Source organism: Desulforamulus hydrothermalis Lam5 = DSM 18033 (assembly GCF_000315365.1).
Lineage (GTDB): Bacteria > Bacillota > Desulfotomaculia > Desulfotomaculales > Desulfotomaculaceae > Desulfotomaculum > Desulfotomaculum hydrothermale.
In genome coordinates this window covers 73,904-91,568 of sequence record NZ_CAOS01000004.1, presented here as the reverse complement: position 1 = coordinate 91,568, position 17,665 = coordinate 73,904, and the positions used below count along the sequence as shown (strand labels likewise).

Annotated in this window: 14 protein-coding genes and 1 CRISPR repeat array (1 of these 15 only partly in view); of the genes, 1 reads left to right on the top strand and 13 read right to left on the bottom strand. The window is 43.9% G+C overall.

The features are described from left to right. Nucleotides 1–41: 41 nt before the first annotated feature. The 8 genes from cutD to DESHY_RS04355 all read right to left on the bottom strand — a co-directional run bounded on the left by cutD (nucleotide 42) and on the right by DESHY_RS04355 (nucleotide 8,291). Nucleotides 42–1,001, bottom strand: a complete 960-nt coding sequence (gene cutD / locus DESHY_RS04390) for a choline TMA-lyase-activating enzyme (protein WP_008410728.1) — start codon at nucleotides 999–1,001, stop codon at nucleotides 42–44. A gap of 37 nt (nucleotides 1,002–1,038) precedes the next feature. Further along, nucleotides 1,039–1,329, bottom strand: coding sequence for a hypothetical protein (locus DESHY_RS04385; RefSeq protein ID WP_008410727.1), 291 nt, complete (start codon nucleotides 1,327–1,329; stop codon nucleotides 1,039–1,041). Nucleotides 1,330–1,342: 13 nt separating this feature from the next. Beyond that, nucleotides 1,343–2,335, bottom strand: a complete 993-nt coding sequence (locus DESHY_RS04380; protein WP_008410726.1) for a DMT family transporter — start codon at nucleotides 2,333–2,335, stop codon at nucleotides 1,343–1,345. A gap of 79 nt (nucleotides 2,336–2,414) precedes the next feature. Continuing rightward, nucleotides 2,415–4,958 carry a choline trimethylamine-lyase gene (cutC, locus tag DESHY_RS04375; RefSeq protein ID WP_008410725.1) on the bottom strand — a complete coding sequence of 848 codons (2,544 nt, stop codon included), beginning with the start codon at nucleotides 4,956–4,958 and terminating at the stop codon, nucleotides 2,415–2,417. 34 nt (nucleotides 4,959–4,992) lie between these two features. Beyond that, nucleotides 4,993–6,129 carry a 1-propanol dehydrogenase PduQ gene (locus tag DESHY_RS04370; RefSeq protein WP_008410724.1) on the bottom strand — a complete coding sequence of 379 codons (1,137 nt, stop codon included), beginning with the start codon at nucleotides 6,127–6,129 and terminating at the stop codon, nucleotides 4,993–4,995. Nucleotides 6,130–6,141: 12 nt separating this feature from the next. Beyond that, nucleotides 6,142–7,635 carry an acetaldehyde dehydrogenase (acetylating) gene (locus tag DESHY_RS04365; RefSeq protein ID WP_008410722.1) on the bottom strand — a complete coding sequence of 498 codons (1,494 nt, stop codon included), beginning with the start codon at nucleotides 7,633–7,635 and terminating at the stop codon, nucleotides 6,142–6,144. 38 nt (nucleotides 7,636–7,673) lie between these two features. Then, on the bottom strand, nucleotides 7,674–7,964 hold the full coding sequence (locus DESHY_RS04360; protein ID WP_008410721.1) for a BMC domain-containing protein: 291 nt from the start codon (nucleotides 7,962–7,964) through the stop codon (nucleotides 7,674–7,676). 27 nt (nucleotides 7,965–7,991) lie between these two features. Next, the gene (locus DESHY_RS04355) at nucleotides 7,992–8,291 is read right to left on the bottom strand and encodes a BMC domain-containing protein (protein ID WP_008410720.1); all 300 of its coding nucleotides are present in this window, start codon (nucleotides 8,289–8,291) and stop codon (nucleotides 7,992–7,994) included. A gap of 405 nt (nucleotides 8,292–8,696) precedes the next feature. Between DESHY_RS04355 and DESHY_RS04350 the strand changes: the two genes are divergently transcribed. Further along, on the top strand, nucleotides 8,697–9,611 hold the full coding sequence (locus DESHY_RS04350; protein WP_008410718.1) for a choline kinase family protein: 915 nt from the start codon (nucleotides 8,697–8,699) through the stop codon (nucleotides 9,609–9,611). A 173-nt stretch (nucleotides 9,612–9,784) separates the two neighbouring features. Here the strand turns inward: DESHY_RS04350 and DESHY_RS04345 are convergent, their stop codons facing one another. From DESHY_RS04345 to cas10, 5 genes are read right to left on the bottom strand one after another with little or no spacing between them, the layout of a single operon-like run. Then, nucleotides 9,785–11,143 (bottom strand): hypothetical protein, encoded by a 1,359-nt coding sequence (locus DESHY_RS04345; RefSeq protein ID WP_008410716.1) that lies wholly within the window; start codon nucleotides 11,141–11,143, stop codon nucleotides 9,785–9,787. A gap of 2 nt (nucleotides 11,144–11,145) precedes the next feature. After that, nucleotides 11,146–12,069, bottom strand: coding sequence for a type III-A CRISPR-associated RAMP protein Csm4 (gene csm4, locus DESHY_RS04340; RefSeq protein WP_008410715.1), 924 nt, complete (start codon nucleotides 12,067–12,069; stop codon nucleotides 11,146–11,148). A gap of 13 nt (nucleotides 12,070–12,082) precedes the next feature. Continuing rightward, the gene (gene csm3, locus DESHY_RS04335; protein WP_008410713.1) at nucleotides 12,083–12,736 is read right to left on the bottom strand and encodes a type III-A CRISPR-associated RAMP protein Csm3; all 654 of its coding nucleotides are present in this window, start codon (nucleotides 12,734–12,736) and stop codon (nucleotides 12,083–12,085) included. A 2-nt stretch (nucleotides 12,737–12,738) separates the two neighbouring features. Then, complete coding sequence (gene csm2, locus DESHY_RS04330; protein WP_008410711.1) at nucleotides 12,739–13,278, bottom strand: type III-A CRISPR-associated protein Csm2; 540 nt, start codon at nucleotides 13,276–13,278, stop codon at nucleotides 12,739–12,741. A gap of 4 nt (nucleotides 13,279–13,282) precedes the next feature. Beyond that, a complete protein-coding gene (gene cas10 / locus DESHY_RS04325) occupies nucleotides 13,283–15,742 on the bottom strand; it encodes a type III-A CRISPR-associated protein Cas10/Csm1 (RefSeq protein ID WP_008410709.1) in 2,460 nt (819 codons plus the stop codon). Between the two features lie 184 nt (nucleotides 15,743–15,926). Then, nucleotides 15,927–17,665: a CRISPR direct-repeat array (repeat unit 37 nt; unit sequence ATTTCAGTCCCCTTGTTTATCGGGCAATGGTTGTAAC) (it continues 2,882 nt past the right edge of the window).

Here is a 17,665-nt window from a genome sequence, read left to right as displayed (position 1 = left end):
CTTATTGGCTTTGCTTGCAAATTACTTAATCAGCCGGTTATCTAGTGCCCGATAACATCAACCGGCAAGCCGTAACCTTTAATAATTTCTACAATCTGCTGCATTTCTTCATTGCTGATGCTAACATCTTCGGTAAGGGGATATGTCAGACCCAGTTGTTTGTATTTATTGATACCTAGCTTATGATAAGGCAACAGGTCAACACCCAGAAAATTTTTGTTAAATTTAAAGGTCTGTAAAAAATTCATGGTTCTGTGAATGGTCTCTGCACTGTCGTTCAGCCCCTTCAATATGGGCATCCTGACCTTTACCGTAAAGCCCCGGCTGATTAATTCCGCCAGGTTGTCTAAAATTCGTTCATTATGCACGCCGGTAAGTTCAAAATGCCGTTCCGGGTCAATATGCTTAAGGTCAAACAGAATTAAATCAGTAAACTCAGCCACCTTAAGCAGTGAGGCCAGCTTAGCGTAACCGGAGGTCTCGATGGCTGTGTGGATTCCCAGGCGTTTGCATTCTGTCAGTAAGTTGGCGGCAAATTCCGGCTGGGCTGTTACCTCGCCTCCCCCCAGCGTGACTCCGCCCCCCGAACTCAGGTAAAAGAGAGCGTCTTGTTGAATAATCGCCAGAACTTCACTGACGGTTTTATCTGAACCGGCAATGGACAAGGCCTGTCTCGGGCAAACACTCTCGCATTTGCGGCAGCCTGCACAGTTAACGCTCCTGTTTACCTGATGCTTTACTTGCTTGCCGTCTTCCGTAAAGTAATGAATTTGGAGGGGACAAACAGGAATACAACTGCCACAATTAATGCATAAGTCTTCTTTGAACATTACCTGGAATTTTCTTTCCAGTCCCTCCGGGTTAGAACACCACTTGCAGCGCAAAGGACAACCTTTAAAAAATATTAGCGTTCTTACGCCGGGTCCATCGTAAATGGAATATTTCTGGACATTGAAAATTCTCGCTTTTCTTTCTAAGATGCTTATTGTTTCTGTATTCATCTTGTCCCCGTCCCTTATAATTGCTACCGATTATTAATTAATGCTTCTGCCACCATTTGGGCAGATATTTTTTAAGAAGCGTCCTGCCTTCTTCATTAATGGAGTAATAAATTACCAATTCGCCTTTGTCGTTAATGACTGCTTCGTTGTCATCAATAATAAAGTTAGCTTTCATATCTAAGAGGTGATCAAGAAAAACTTCTTTTTTAAATTGTTTCTCCGTACCGTATTCGGGCTCCAGTGCCTTCATAACCTCATCGACACTTGCTTTGTCTACGGTTGACAGGTGATGCAATATTCTAAAGCGCAGTGGTAATATGCCGGCCATAACTTTGCCCCCCTTATTTAGTAAAGAATTCTTTCGGGTTAATAGCCACCAGGGTAGCGCCAACCAGCACCAGGCCGCTGCCAATGGCCAGGTTTTGTGTCAGGGGCTGGTCTAAGAAGAGCACCGAGAAAATCACACCCCACATGACGTAAGTGCCGTTCAGTGCCATACCTTTGGCCACCCCGATGGTAGTATTAGCCTTATACCACGCCAGGTAAGACACCCCGGCTGCCAATGCGGCAATGGCGAAGGCTCCGAAGGCTGAAGGCACAGTTATGACTTTGGAAATTACCGTCCAGCCGCCCACGATGGGTAGAACAAAGAGTGCCAGAACCAGACCGGAAGTTAACTCACGAATGTTAATGGCAATTTTGGGGTCAATCATGGACATGCCGTATACAGCCAAAACTGCTTCAGAACCCCAACCCAGGGCAGCTAAAGAAGCAAAGAGAATGCCCAGGTAGAAGTTTTCGCTGTTGCCGCCTTCCGGCGGTACATAAGATATAACAATGGCGCCCACAACCGAAAGCAGCATACCTACCCAAACACGGGGAACAATTTGTTGTTTAAGAAAAATCCGGGAGAGAATCGCACCCACAATGGGATATAAGGCAGTAATGGTTAACGCATAGGCTGCACCGGCCATGGAAATTCCCAACAGATAGCCGCTGTTTGCCACCGGACCGCCCAATAAAGCAGCTACACAAACCATAAGACCGGGAAAAGTTTTAAGACTGCGAATAATTTCCTGGAAGCGCCCCGCCCCTCCGTTGTAGAGAAGCAGCCAGAGTCCTGCCAAAGAGTCGTTCATGCAAGCGGCGGCTAACGGAATGGCATATACGGCGTATTCATCCCCCAGAGCCGGAACGAGGCCCAGGGCAAGCCCCAGCAGCACATTGTTCATGCCCCAGGTGCATCCGCTAAAGAGACCGGTAAAGATACCTTTTCTGGCAAATTGGGCATTTAGTTTTTCCTTCATCGCAATTGCTGTTTGATTTGCCGACATGTGGACTTCTCTCCCTCCTTATTGGGCGGAATACCTGAAGAAGTCAGTTTCTTCAGATATTCCGCAGATAGACAGCTAATTAAAACTTATCCAAAACCGTTCTGCTGATAATTTCATCCTGAACTTCCTTGCACAGTTCAACGAAGTAAGCGCTGTAACCGGCTACCCGGATAATTAAGTCGCGGTACTTATCCGGCTCGGCCTGGGCTTTTTTCAAGATTTCATTGTCAACATAACTGAATTGCATTTGGCCGTTGCCAAGAATAGATGCAGTGCGCAGCAGGGTAATCAGTCCGTTTTCTCCTTCCGGCGTTTCCAAAATACCCCGCAAGAGCTTGAAGTTGTGCACCATGCCAATGTTCATGGACTCGTTGCTCAGCTTGCTGACCGATTTAATAATGGCTGTGGGGCCATATTTATCCGCACCCTGGGTGGGACTGATGCCGTCTGACAGGGGGCTCCAGGCAAGCCGCCCGTTAGGTGTGGCACCGGTAAGTTCGCCAAAGGGTGTGTTGTTGGAAATGGACAAGGTGCCTAAGGAGAAGCGGGAATACAGCATTTTGTAAGTGTTAAGAACCCGCTCGGTCCAGTTAATAATATCGGCGGCAATGAAGTCTGCATAGTCATCATCATTACCATATTTGGGCGCATTTAAACAATCTGTGCGAACGGCTTCGTAGCCTTCAAAGTTTGCGTCCAGGGCATCCCGAATTTGTTTCAGGGTATATTTCTTGTCATCAAATACCAGCTTTTTAACTGCGGCCATGGAATCGGCATAAGTTCCCAAACCGGAGAAGACAATGCCAGGGCCGTAGTTAACCAGGGCACCGCCGCTGGTTACATCTTTACCTTTTTCCATGCAACCTTCAACCAGAATAGACATCAGCGGTTTGGGAGCAAGGTCTCTGTGCACCCGTTGGCTGATTACCGTGCCGATGGCAGATAAGCGAATAATGTGTTCAATTTGCTTTTTGCAGGCTGCGTCAAATTCTTCATAGGTCTTAAAGTTGTCCAGGTCGCCGGTATCAAGACCTTCCTTTTTGCCGCACCATCTCATGACGCCGCGGGTGAAAACAAATTCGATGGCGATGGGCCACTGGGTGTAACCGGTGGATGTCCATTGATAAATCCGGCCTGATTTCTGCGGCTCAACGCAACCCATTAAGCAGTAGTCCCTGGCATCCTCAATGGAGAAGCCTTTGGCCAGCATCATTTTAATGTGGGTGTCATCAAAGTGGCAGGCCGGGAAACCAAGCCCTGCTTTAATGACATCAACAATTTTCTTGAGATACTTCTGCGGTGATTTGTTGTGAATCCGGCAAGCCAGGGAGGGCTGATATACCTTGGTTAAGCGGATGGCATCCATAATCAGGTAAGTCAGCTCATTGGTGGCATCGCCGCCGGTTCTTTTTTGCCCGCCAACCGTGCAGTTGACAAAGGGCTGGTAGCCGGCAAAATACTTGGCACCGGCAGCACTGTTCAGCCACATAATTTCAGAACATTTGATAAAGAAGCAGCTCAACAATTCAAAGGCTTCCAGTTTATTCAGGCGACCGGCTTCCAGGTCAGCTTTGAACATGGGATAAATGTACTGGTCTAAACGGCCAAGTGAGATACCGGTTTGGTTTTCTTCCACCACAAACAACGATTGCAAAGTCCAGACAGATTGCAATGCCTCGTGGAAGGTGCGGGGCGGATTAGCCGGTACGTTGGTTAAGATATCGGCAATTTTATACAACTCGGCTTGGCGGGTGGCGTCAGGCTCTTTGTCCGCCAGTTCTCTGGCATAATCAGAAAGCCGCTTAGCATAGGCTAAGACGCCTTCACAAGTTTCAATGGCTGCTTTATAAAAGTAAATCTTGTCGATATCTTCCGGGTTTTCCATGGATAATTGACTGAGCTTTTCCATGGCTTCCCTTTTAATACCATTGATACCCTTTTTAACCAGGATTACGTCATAGCCCGGGCAGGTATCGCCGCCGCCGTTTATCTGGTGATAAGAAAGATCGCTGACGAAGGCTTCGCCAGAAAAAGACCACAGACCGGCTTCCTCATATTGTTTCTGGCAAACCTCATCAACACTTTTGCCTTCCCAATAGGGGAAAATCTCTTCCCGCAGTATACGCTTGTCCTCTTCGCTAATTTCATATGGGTCCTGCGGTCTGGTGGACATGGTGTCCAATTCATCACGAATCCATCTCCAGGCAATATCCGGCGATACTGCCCCGGCCCGCGGTTTGCCGCAGGGGTGCCCCACAATCAGCTCGTCCTTTTGAATCAGCAGGGGCGCTGTTTCGCAAGCCCTTCTGAAACACTTGGCCCGCAACAAAATTTTGGGCAGTCCTTCGTTTTCTTTGGTTACCTGGGTAAAGGCAATGGCACGATGGATGCTGACACTGGGCTTAGCCTTTAAGTAATTCGCGCGCAATCGTTCCAGGCGCGGTGTCAGTCCTGTGATTTCACCTTCGAACGCCGGTGATTTGGCGGTTTGCTTAGCTGCCGGACTGTTTGCGGATAGTTCTTTGGTAATTCCCTGAAACAGCTTCATAATGGCGGCTGTTTCTTCGGGGGATAGGTGTTTTGTGGCATCCGCAAATTTACTTGCGAATTCTTTAATATCCAACCGTCCGTCCTCCTTTTTGTTTATTTAGCAACATTTAAAATGATTTACATAGAATTTTCCTTAAGTCTTCTTGAGAAGGTTGTTTGGGATTAGTTGCGGTACACCGGTCATTGAGAGCAATTAGAGCCATATTGGCTAATTGATCCTCAAATTTGTTTTTGTCGATACCTAATTGGCTTATGCCGTCCGGTATTCCCAGTGACTTCTTCAAGTCTTTAACGGCCTGCAGGAAGTTCACGACCCCTTCCCGGTATGTACGGGCAGGCAGGTTTATTACGTTCGCTAACCTGGCGTATCTTTCGGCCACGTGCCGGCTGTCGGGATTGTTCAAATCAGCATTATACTCGATCACCGCACTTAGCAAGAGAGCATTGGCCCGTCCGTGAGGTATATGAAAAGTTCCTCCCAGGGCGTGCGCCAGGCTGTGGTTGATGCCCAAGCCTGCGTTGGTAAAGGCCATGCCGGCTATACACGAGGCATTTTGCATGCGTTCCCGGGCAGTTACATTGCCCGTATCGTTATACAATGTTTTAAGATTTTCAAAAATTAACTGAACTGCCTTTTCTGCCAGGGCATCTGTACAAGGAGTGGCCTCTGTGGAAACGTATGCTTCAATAGCATGCACCAGCGCATCCATACCGGTATCTGCCACCACCGGCTGGGGAACATGCTGGATGCAGGTAGAATCAAGTATGGCGATGTCCGGCGCCATCCACTCGTCCACAATGACTACTTTTTGCCCGTCAGCAGTTATCACCGAAAAGTTGGTCACTTCAGAACCGGTGCCACTGGTGGAGGGTATAGCAATAAACAGGGGCTTTTTAAATTCCTCGCCGGCGGCTTTTTTAAACTGCCACAGGGAATATAAAATACCTTTGGCCGCGTCAATGACAGAACCGCCGCCCAGCGCAACCACAACATCCGCCTGGGCAGCCAGGTACTTCTGCATGCCTGCCGCAATTACTTTGACATCCGGGTCGGGTCGTACATCGGTAAAAACCGCTGTCTTTAAACCTGCTTCAGCCAGGTAATCTATGGCTTTTTGCAGATACCCCAACTTCTCCATAATTGCGTCAGATACAATAAAGGCAAAGGACCCTTTGATTTCTTTGAGAAATTGCATGGATCCTTCATTAAAATAAATCTTGGGCATAATGGTAAAACGTTTCATTCTGTCGTCACCTCAATTGTTCCCGCACTGCCTAAGACGCTTAACTAACTCTTCAAGCAACTCTTTTAAATCATGCGCGCTTTCGCCGGCAGGGCTATGGTTGCCGTTATTTAAAACTTCCCCAACCCAGCCAACGTTAGTTACATCCGCCAACTGCCGTACACCATAGCCGACTTTCCGGATATTAACCAGGTTCATGGGGGAAATGTTGTCAGAAGTATACCCGCCGCCCGCAGCCCCCGTGCCCAGGGTTAAGGCCGGAAACAAATTGGTAGTTGCTCCTATGCCGCCCAGCGTGGCAGGGGTATTTACCAGCACCCTCGAGACCGGCTTTTTAAGGGCAAATTCCCGTATCACTTGCTCGTTTTGCGAATGAATAATCAGCGTATGACCCAAGCCCTCATTAATAAGCAACTCTATACATTTCTCACAGGCATTGCGCCAGTCTTTTTCTACGTAAAAGGCCAGCACCGGACAAAGTTTTTCCCGGGAATAAGGGTTAGTGGGAGACACATATTTTTGTTCTGATATTAATACGGTGGTATCCTCCGGCACGGTAATGCCGATGCGCTGTGCCAGTTCATAGGCCGGCCTGCCGACAATTTCGGGATTTAAGCTGCCGTCACGGCGGTAAAAGTATTTGCTGAGCCTTTCCGATTCCAGGGCGGACATGAAGTAAGCTCCGTTTCGCTTCAGCTCCCGCCTTACTTCATCGGCTATACATTCTTCGGCCACGATGGATTGTTCGGAAGCCGAAACAACTCCGTAATCAAAGGTTCTGCTGGCAATAATATCCGCTACCGCCTTTTTTATATCAGCGGAACGCTCAATAAAGGCCGGACCGTTACCCGGCCCACCATAAATGGTTGGTTTGCCGGATTTATAGGCTGCCTGAACCAGCTTGGGCACCCCGGTAATTAAAATAAGCGAGGTGTCCGGGTGGTTCATTAAAGCCACGGTTCCGTCATGGGCCAGTGTCCGCAAATAGCCAACAGCGCCGCTGGGCAGGCCGCTGTCTTCCGCTGCCCGAATTAATATATCAAGCACCTTGCCAATGGTTCTTTTCGCCTTTGGATGCGGTGAAAAAATAATGGCATTGCCGGATTTAACAGCAATTAATGTTTTGTATATGGTAGTGGACACAGGATTGGTTGACGGCGGCAAAGCAACAATTACACCGACGGGCACCCCGATATCCATGGTTTGATTGACTTTATCTTCGCCGATAATGCCAACCACTTTCATATCCCTGATTTTCTTGTAGAGAAAATCACTGACAAAGACATTTTTAACAAACTTGTCTTGCCATCTGCCAAAACCCGTTTCTTCACAGGACATGACAGCCAGTTCCTTGGCGTATTTTAATACCTCTTCAGCCATACGCCGGACAATTTTATCCAACCTCTCCTGGGGAAAGGCGGCCAGCACCTTCTGTGCTTCCCGAGCGTTTTCTACAAGAATGCGAGCCTCTTGGACGGAAAGCAAGTCGTTGTCAATTCGATGCATCCTTCTCCCCTCCTTTCCGCTCTCCCATACCTGGCTTATTACCAATCAATCACGTATCTGGCAACAATCTTTTCTACATCCTGATGCGGCCGGGCAATAACGTTGGAGCTGTAGACCTTGCCCACCTTTTCAGCAGCCTTAACGCCGGCCTCCACCGCCGTTTTGACTGCTCCTACGTCACCACGTACCACCACAGAAATTAAACCGGAAGCCACGTTTTCATAACCGACCAATTCTACATCCGCCGCCTTGCACATGGCATCCGCAGCTTCCAGCACCGAAACCAAACTGTAGGTTTCAATAAATCCCAAAGCTTCATTTTTATTCATGCGGCTGCTCCTCCAAATTTTAATTTCTTACTCCGCATCAATGTCATGTCTGGAAACAATTTTACCTACCCGGCTAATGGGACGCGGCATGACGTTATACGCCGTCAGCTCGCCTATGGCAGCAGCTGCGGCTGCCCCTTGTTCTACCGCCGACCTCACCGCAGCAACATCACCTTTAACCATAACCGTGACAAGCCCGGAACCCATGTTTTCAAAAGAAACAAGCACCACATCCGCGGTTTTGCACATTACATCAACCGCTTGAATCGCCGGCACCATGCCTCTTGTTTCAATCAGCCCCAACGCTTCTTCGCCATGGTATTTCATTAATACAACTCCCCTTGCTCAAATTTCTTCCCGGGTTGCCCACCTTTTGGGCCTGCAAACAAAATTGTCGGACAATTTGTTTGATTATTTTCAATTTAATAATAGCGCAGGAAGGAGAAAATTTTTTGAATAATGAATATGTATGATTAGCATTATTGTGTCTAGTGAAAATCGGTTATTGAACTAAATCGACTTAATTGAAAAATCCGGACAAAAATTTAATTATGGTTTAATCTGGTTTGATAAATTCAGTAATTAGATGCCAAATTATGAATGTTTTGTGTCAAATATATACCGATTAAACTTACTTTTAACCAGCACCGTCCAAATCATTGATCTTGTGAACTTTTTCTGCTATAGTAAATAAACAATATACCTTTCATAATCATTTAGTTGGAGTTATGTATGAGGATTGAAGATTTAGTTCAAGAAAAGTTACGCCAAGTTTTTCACGATGATAGCATTGTGTTTGACAAAACTTGTTTTGCCGGCGGGCTTACCAATTACAACTATATAATGAATATTAAGGGTACTGAATATGTAATCAGGCAGCCGGGCGGTATGACAGAACAGATCATTGATCGTTCTATTGAAAGGATAAATAATAATATCGCCTCAGAGTTTGGTGTAAACTCTGATTGTATTTTTTTTGATGAAGTCAGCGGTATTAAAATAAGTGTTTATATTGATAACAGCCTGAACATAGCTCAAGCCAACCCCTGTTTGCCGCAAAATTTATCTTCTGTTGCTAATATAATGAAAAAAATTCATTCTTTGCCAAAGCATTTCCCAAACCGTTTCGATTGGCCAACAGAGCTGGCTAAATATGAACAAATTATTCAAAAGCAGCGCGGCGATTTTTTCTTTGATTACCATGGTCTGAAAAATCAATTGTTTGATTTTTTCCGGCAAAATATTAAAAATACTATACTGGCCCCCTGTCATAACGATACTGTACCTGAAAACTTTCTTATTGATGAAAGAGGAAGGATATATCTTATTGACTGGGAGTATTCAGGCATGAACGACCCTTGCTGGGATGTGGCAGCTTACATCATTGAATCCAAACTGCCTGCTGAAGCCATAGATTTTTTAATTGAAAAATATTTCAACCGCCCGCTGACCCCTGAAGAGGAAGCAAAAATAAAAGGCTTTATGGCAGCTCAGGATTTGCTTTGGACAGTATGGGCCTTAATCAGGCATTATAACGGCGACGACTTTTTGGAATATTGTTGTTTCCGCTACGAACGTTTTCGCAAAAATATTAAAGCATTAACCCAACATACCCATTGTTTAATTGCCGACATGGTTACGCTTTAAGTTATCTGTCACCGATTAGCCAAACATAGAACGCCCGGGCAGGCAACTAAGCCATATCCCGGGCGTTTGTATGCTTAAGATGATATATTAAATTTCTCCAGTATCGAGGTAACTTTATAATCTCCTGCAATGAATTCTCTTTTTACCATACCTTCACAGAAATATGTTTAAAGTCATAAAGAAAAAGCTTTGTCCAGAACTTCAATTACTTTTAACACTTGCAGAAGATCAAGGGGGTAGTTTGTAATTAGTTGACTGGCTTCAGGAATAAAACCTTTTATTATGGCTTCAGCAGCCGTAATACAGTTTATAGCGTCATCCTCAGTGATCGGTTTCATTCCATGAGCAACAATTGATTCATTTCTTTTACCGCGAAGTTCTTCTAACAGCTCAAAGATTCCCAAAGACTGGAACGTTTGTCCCCGTTTGACCATAATAGTTTGCTTATTTAATTTGTTAAAAGTTTTATCCTGTAATACTTCTTTGAGAATTTTAACAGAATTAGCAATTGATATTTGTTTTATGCCTTGAATAAAATATTTTGATTGCCAAATAGCTTGCACGCAGTTCTGATTTTGACTGTTTTGCAAATCCTTTGGTTCAATTTGATAATGTTTTCTAAAATAGTAGAACAATACACCTTCATATATTCTCCAAAATCTGGAAAGAGCATCGGTATAATCCGACCTGACCAAGCGACGTCTTGCATTCATATACAGGTCAACCAGGTTATACTGATTTTCCCTCTCATGGTTTTGTTTTAGTTCTGCCAGTACTTTCACCTGAGGTTCTAAAACATTAACCAGTTCTGATAAATCCCTGGCCTTACAGGACTCGACATATACGCTATTAAGTCGTTGGTAAGCATCATTATAGCGGATTAAATCCCAGCTTTGATATGCTTTGAATATTTTTGCCAGCAATTGTGCCTTTTCTTTACGGTAAGAGTATAAAGTGATATCCTTAAGCCTTTCACATTCCTGTGCTATCCCTTGAAACAAAAACTCTCTGGCATATTGTTTGATACGAGCCAATAGGTTTTCTTCTTCCAAAAAAGTTACTTCCAAACGGTTAATCCGCTTATCTTGATTATACAGTGGATTGGCCACCTGCCATAAGTGGCAATTTGTTAACATGCCGGCATTGGCCAGAATCAACCAGGTACTTTTAAGTTGAGGTGTTCCTGATGAACAGTTTATATGAAATTCACATTCCACTTGTTTGGTCTCTTGCAAAATCCCTTCTATTGTTCTCCTGGTTAAAGGTAAAATAACAGCATAATCAGTAGGGTCAGAAAATGGTAACGGTCTTATAAATACATTAATCTGGTTGCTGACCTCACTTTTAATCCAATTTTCTGTGTCTACCGCCCTGGACTGGGTTTCACTTCTCACGTTAAATCCTGCTGCAGTTGGAAAAAGGTATACTGTTTCCGGTTTGAGATGCCGGCAAAGAGTAACAATTGAACCTTCTTCACTTGTCTTATCCGAATAGGGATCCTGTTCCCCGACAAATGACAGCAATACCTTCAACTTTAATCCTCCCATCGGGCCGGAATACTGAAGGCCAAGGCATATTGCAATACCTGTACATGCTGGGGAGCAATATTCTCGACCATCCGGCCGTAGAAATGCTTGATCGGTCCATTCGCTCGAAATACAGAACCTGCCTTTATCATGATCAGGGGGCTTTTAAAGGGGTTTCCCGACATCGCCAGGTGTTCGCCCAACTTACCATATTTAACCAGTATGCTGTAATTACCTTCTACCGGATCGCTGGGTGCCGGCACGAAATTCGATAAGCTAATAAATGCATTGGCATTTTCTACCGCTTTAAAATTATATTTCTCAACTCCAATTACATTGAAACAACCCTTGCCGACTGATTTCCTCTTACCAAATCCCATACTACCTAACTGTTCAAAAACATTTAAAAGCAATTCTAATAAACCTACTTCTTTTACTTTTATATAGACGGAAAAATAATTATAATCTGGATGCAAATAACTTTCTTCCAACTCATAAAGTTGGCCACCCTCACGTGTAGAGCCAGTTATGCGGTTAATTTGGTTATATAAATTAGCCGATAAAATAATTGGCGCCTTTTTAGTTTCTATGGAGCAAAATGAACCGGCAGCCAATTGGTTAAATTCTGCAGGTGTCAGATACAAAATCTTTTTCAGCCGTTTACCCTCTCGGGCCTGGTTCAGTTCTTCTTTAAAACTGGCGGGAGCAGCTCTTTTCATCTTTACCATGGGTTTTGGTAATAAATCTCCTGGAAAAGCGTTGGAAAGAACAAACCAGGGACGACCCGCACAGAAATCGCCAAGCATGGTTTTTAGATATTCATTTCCCTTAAAATACCTGATCACCCAACAAAGACCGCCAAAGATGGCATCTGCCTGAAATGGTGTGATAAAACTGCCTTTGGGTTGTATTTTTATGCGGTAAATTTCCACAGTTCTTCCCCTCTTATAACTCAAGTGGTTCGTTATCCAGGGTAAGGTTAATAAAACGAACCTTGCCATACCCTCTGGAACCGCAAGCACCCAGATAATCCTTTTCAATCAAGCCTAAACCCTCTTTAACAAAATTTAGCATGTCTTTTTCACTATCTTGGTTAAAAATTTTCAACACTATTTCAAAATTAAATTCCGTCCCGGCAGGCACCCGTTCATTAGGTCTAGGGTGGTTTGCTTTACCAGTTTTTCGGTTAACCAGATTTTCGTACTTCACTTCAGAAAAAAAGATTCCTTTGTCCCGGTTGGCCACCTTTAATTCTTCAATCCATTCGGCAGTTAAGTTAGCATCTCTTACGATAATACGGGTCGGCCCCAACTTGCTCTCTTTAGCTTTATGAGTACCAAAAATCCTGCACACCTGACAGTTGCCACAGGTGCATGGTTCTCCGGTTTCTTGAGTTTTTGAAGAATGTCTTAACTCTAACAAGGCACGCATTTTCCCCTTTAAAGACGAGCCGGGAATATAAGGCAAACCAGTTAGGGGATGACGGATAATAGGATTATCATTGCCGCCGATTTCAATATCGTCGTTAGAACCGCCAATCCGTAGGCCGGTCTCGCACAATATGATTCCTTTAATCGTTACATATTTGATAAGTTCCATGATTAGTTCCTCCTACCCTCATTATCTTTAAAGTAGGCCACCACGCTCTGAAAATGTTCAACAAACCCAATTAAGTTCCTCGGGCTTTGCTCGGCCAATGCTACATTAGTATTTATAAAAATAAGAAATGCTTCTGGCACAGTTGCAGTTTTTCTCCTGACAGCGTAATTAGCATTGGGGTAAAACTTGTATAAATCTGGTTTTATTTCATCAAAGTTTTTATTATCTTTATATCTGGTATATATATCTCTTAATTTGTTATAAAATCGTCTGAGGGAAGCGCTTGTCATACCGCCGGCTGCCAGCACGCCTGCCACCATCTCGGCTTCTTTTGTGAATATTTCTTTCCTTAAATACCCCTGATCGTTATAATATCCTTCTTTTAAGTAATCAGGTTTTAGTCTGGCGTTAACATTGACTTGGCTGTAATGACGATCGACCGTTCCTCCCTGCTGCTTTTTGGGGGTTTCTCGGGGATTACACTGTATACAGTACTGGTAATCTCCCAAGGTTTTCTTTCCGCAGATACGGCAATTACCCATACAATCACTCCTTTGCATATAGGGCATATTTGACCAGTAAATCTAAATAAACTAAATCTTCGTGGTCAATGTTTTTCAGGTTTTGCGTCCACAGCAACGCATTAAGTTTATCTGCATTAAGTTTATCTTTGGTAAATTCATTGGCCGGGGGGAAGTATCTTGCCACTGTATATGTAAGCAGTGGTAAATATTTGAGCCCCCGGGCATCACCATTATCGTAGTAAAGTTTATAAATTTTAAAGAGTCCGAGAAGTTTTCTCACGAAACCTGTAGATAAGGTGTCATTGTTTACCCAGCCTGCCAACCGTTCAGCACTATTCAATAGTTGTTCTGCTTTACTCCATTTGCATGTCCTGCCCAAAAATGTTAACTGGTTTCTTCCTTCAGTTTCTCCTTTAAGTACGGTTTCTTTGGATTGTTCCAGTGCATTTTCAGCTACTACCACGCTTCTTGACACCGGTATGCCCGGTTTTAATAAGCTTACTGCGGCAGAAAGGGTTATGTTTGTATTGTTATTGGTAAATTCTGAAAACTCTTTTTGCACCTTTATGGCTAGTTTTATGATCTCATCCCAAGGCCCAACAATTAATAGGTCATCGCCACCGGAGAAAACCGTATAACAGTTATTAAACTGATTGTTCAATAACTGTTCTACCCGGCCGGAAAAGAATAAATCAAGCATGCGGCTCATGGTAGCAATCCTGGAAATGCTGTTTCTGTCGGCTTGTTGATTGCGAAGGCCGAAAACAAATAATTGCCCTAGGTTATCTACATCAGCCTTCAGATAGCCTAATAATTTACGGCCCCTCGCCCGGTTAGCCAAGCAATCAAAGTATAACGGTTGACCGGGAGAAGGCTGTTCGTCTTGGCAACCAAGACAATTACTACAGTTATCCTCATGGGCGAGAGGTATATAATTTGCCGTAAATCTGGGTAAAGCCGGGTGGTTTGCTATCTCCCCAACCTCCGAACCAGTTAGTTTGTAAACAAGATAAGCCGGGTAATCCTTTGCCGGTACATGAGAAAAAAGTGAAATACTGTAGTTTTCGTAAATATGAAAAGTATTTCTCTTGTATTGGGCAGGCACATTGCTGCGGGTGAAAGCAATATATTCGGTACTTGGCAACAAACTGCCCATATGCAGGTCACGCTGACAATGCCAGCATAAATCGTCATGGCTTCTTGCTGAATAAGAAACAGTTCTTTTATTACAGCTTCGACACAATTCAGTAGCTGTCTGCGACAAATTTATTACAAATTGTTCACTGGCCCATGTACCGTTATTAACCAGGTAACCTTTGAGTGGTGTGCGTTTTCTATGGTTTAATTCTTCCGACAACTCAGCCAAAATGCCTCCAAAATCACAAAAAGCCTGACCGTTAAAAGTTGTTTGGGCTAAGTTTATAACAATTTCACCATTGAATTCGTTAACTGACCATTGATCAAGTTCGTTTTGCCACTTAACAATTTTTTGTTCTGAACCCGATATATTAGGAACAAGAACATAAAATTTACCGCCTGAAGACATAACTACATTGGTTATTGGCAAACCAAAAATTTCTATTAATCTGTGACTTATAATCTCGCTTAACATGTTAAGGAAAAATGACCTTGCCCTTAACCGTTTAGCCACTCCGCCTACACCTATATTGGCAATATCAAAAATATAATTCTGGATGCCTGAAATATCTCCAACAATAATACGAAATTTATTTTCTTTTTTATCAGTTATTGCCTGTTCATTTTTTAATGAATCTTTTTCTTCGTGATAGCGGTACAGACAAGCAGCTATAGCGCTGGTAGTACGCAGATGATCAAATAATGAAATATCTGGTAATGTTTCCTGTGTGTTTGAAGGAATACACCAAGTATAGCGTTGCAATAAGGCCAGCAGATGAGTAAACAGGCAGTTAAATTCAGCCAAGTTAATACTGGTGGCCAATGTTTTAAATTCCTCGCCAAAGGCATTTAAATATTTATTTGTTTGTTGTAGATCCAGCGTTTTAAATGATTTAGGGAAAGCATTAACAGGGTTGAGTGTATGCAGCTTGTAGTGATAAACTTCCGGGGTAGAGTGATTTAACTTTAAACGGGCAAAAACTGAGGCCAAGGGAACAGTTTTATAATCCCTATATTCGCCCGACTGTTCTCCTCGCTCAGCGGAAGAGTAATTATCTGCGGTACTAATCAAATAAGCCAGTGGTCTGATTTTAGGGTCAGCCTGTTGCACCAAAAGTTCAGACGGAAAAATATGTGATTCATGATGGCGTTGTACCAGCTCAATTAATAATTGTACGTCTGTTACTTTTTCGAATACCAAGGACCATGCTTTAACAAAACCAGCCGATAACGCCGGATGCTTGCCTGATACTTTAAGGGATTTGGCAAAATCGCCCTTTTGCAAAAACTTACCAATATCATGCAATAGCCCTGCTAATAGGATTGTTTGGTATTCTTTATTCATGTTACGCCCCCGAATACTTTTCTTGACAAATTCAAGTTTTTATTTAAAAAATCCTCCATATTTTGTTTAAATATTCTGTCGTTTTTTGACGAAGTAACAATTATATTACACAGATTGTAAAAGGCGAAAATTTATCAGCAAGATCATTAACAAGTAAATTTATTCCCACAGACAGAAAATTGTTCTTTCAGTCCCCTTGTTTATCGGGCAATGGTTGTAACGGCGTTAAACTTTATGACACCAGAACACAGCCACCGCATTTCAGTCCCCTTGTTTATCGGGCAATGGTTGTAACAATCCGGCCGTATTCGTATTCCCGAATCTGAGGTAGAAATTTCAGTCCCCTTGTTTATCGGGCAATGGTTGTAACAATACTAAGGCCGGGGCAAGAGAAAGGTTGCTATATAATTTCAGTCCCCTTGTTTATCGGGCAATGGTTGTAACTCAGAAGTTGCAAAAGAGATTCAACTAATTAAACATTTCAGTCCCCTTGTTTATCGGACAATGGTTGTAACCAATAATGGGCATAGACCCGGGCAGAGTCAATACAGATTTCAGTCCCCTTGTTTATCGGGCAATGGTTGTAACTACATTGACACAGCCACGGGCTTTTGGTTGGACCTAAATTTCAGTCCCCTTGTTTATCGGGCAATGGTTGTAACTCAGCGGCCAGCCGTAGGGCCTCTGGCAGAGTTTGTATTTCAGTCCCCTTGTTTATCGGGCAATGGTTGTAACCCCATAAACCAAACATATGTGTGAGGTGACATCATATTTCAGTCCCCTTGTTTATCGGGCAATGGTTGTAACACAGGAGGTTGTAACAGGAAGGCATAGACACAGGAATTTCAGTCCCCTTGTTTATCGGGCAATGGTTGTAACCCCTGGGGATGCAGCAAGCAGTGGAAGAATATCGCGGAAATTTCAGTCCCCTTGTTTATCGGGCAATGGTTGTAACCGCTTGAGGGGAGGACAAGCTAATGGACCGCCTAGAGCATTTCAGTCCCCTTGTTTATCGGGCAATGGTTGTAACGTAAAAGCCAACGACGGGAAAGTGGACGGCCCTTTCGATTTCAGTCCCCTTGTTTATCGGGCAATGGTTGTAACATATTTTTTGTCCGGCAACCCAGCCAGGACGATTGTTAATTTCAGTCCCCTTGTTTATCGGGCAATGGTTGTAACTCGCCTCGATGAAATCGGCCGCATTCTCGGCGGCATTTCAGTCCCCTTGTTTATCGGGCAATGGTTGTAACCCGCGGATTATCAGAGCAGGCAACGTGCTACAGTTTATTTCAGTCCCCTTGTTTATCGGGCAATGGTTGTAACGGCTTAACCGGATGGTCCAGAAGTACGCCAGGCAGAAATTTCAGTCCCCTTGTTTATCGGGCAATGGTTGTAACTTCAGCACCATCGTTAAACCTCTTTTCAGCCTTGTTGATTTCAGTCCCCTTGTTTATCGGGCAATGGTTGTAACCCTGTTGAAGGCGTCAGACTTCGACAATATTTCTTAAAATTTCAGTCCCCTTGTTTATCGGGCAATGGTTGTAACGCCTGATGATGCTTTCAGCCAAGCAGTCTCTTGAAAATTTCAGTCCCCTTGTTTATCGGGCAATGGTTGTAACAACTCTTGGGGAATCCCTGGGCGGCAAAGAGTTCTTTATTTCAGTCCCCTTGTTTATCGGGCAATGGTTGTAACGCTTGTTAGCTTGTTGATATAGCTCCAAGGACCAATTATTTCAGTCCCCTTGTTTATCGGGCAATGGTTGTAACCAAATCCGCAATCTTGTGAACGGCCATGCGCACTTCATTTCAGTCCCCTTGTTTATCGGGCAATGGTTGTAACAGGTACTTTTACCTATTCCTTGGGGACCGACTAATATATTTCAGTCCCCTTGTTTATCGGGCAATGGTTGTAACGATCTCGGC

Coding starts and splice junctions, on each gene's coding strand:
- DESHY_RS04350 (WP_008410718.1), top strand. CDS start 8,697: ATGAGGATTGAAGATTTAGTTCAAGAAAAGTTACGCCAAGTTTTTCAC.
- csm3 (WP_008410713.1), bottom strand. CDS start 12,736: ATGGAACTTATCAAATATGTAACGATTAAAGGAATCATATTGTGCGAG.
- DESHY_RS04380 (WP_008410726.1), bottom strand. CDS start 2,335: ATGTCGGCAAATCAAACAGCAATTGCGATGAAGGAAAAACTAAATGCC.
- DESHY_RS04365 (WP_008410722.1), bottom strand. CDS start 7,635: ATGCATCGAATTGACAACGACTTGCTTTCCGTCCAAGAGGCTCGCATT.
- cas10 (WP_008410709.1), bottom strand. CDS start 15,742: ATGAATAAAGAATACCAAACAATCCTATTAGCAGGGCTATTGCATGAT.
- DESHY_RS04370 (WP_008410724.1), bottom strand. CDS start 6,129: ATGAAACGTTTTACCATTATGCCCAAGATTTATTTTAATGAAGGATCC.
- DESHY_RS04385 (WP_008410727.1), bottom strand. CDS start 1,329: ATGGCCGGCATATTACCACTGCGCTTTAGAATATTGCATCACCTGTCA.
- csm2 (WP_008410711.1), bottom strand. CDS start 13,278: ATGGGTAATTGCCGTATCTGCGGAAAGAAAACCTTGGGAGATTACCAG.
- cutD (WP_008410728.1), bottom strand. CDS start 1,001: ATGAATACAGAAACAATAAGCATCTTAGAAAGAAAAGCGAGAATTTTC.
- DESHY_RS04360 (WP_008410721.1), bottom strand. CDS start 7,964: ATGAATAAAAATGAAGCTTTGGGATTTATTGAAACCTACAGTTTGGTT.
- DESHY_RS04355 (WP_008410720.1), bottom strand. CDS start 8,291: ATGAAATACCATGGCGAAGAAGCGTTGGGGCTGATTGAAACAAGAGGC.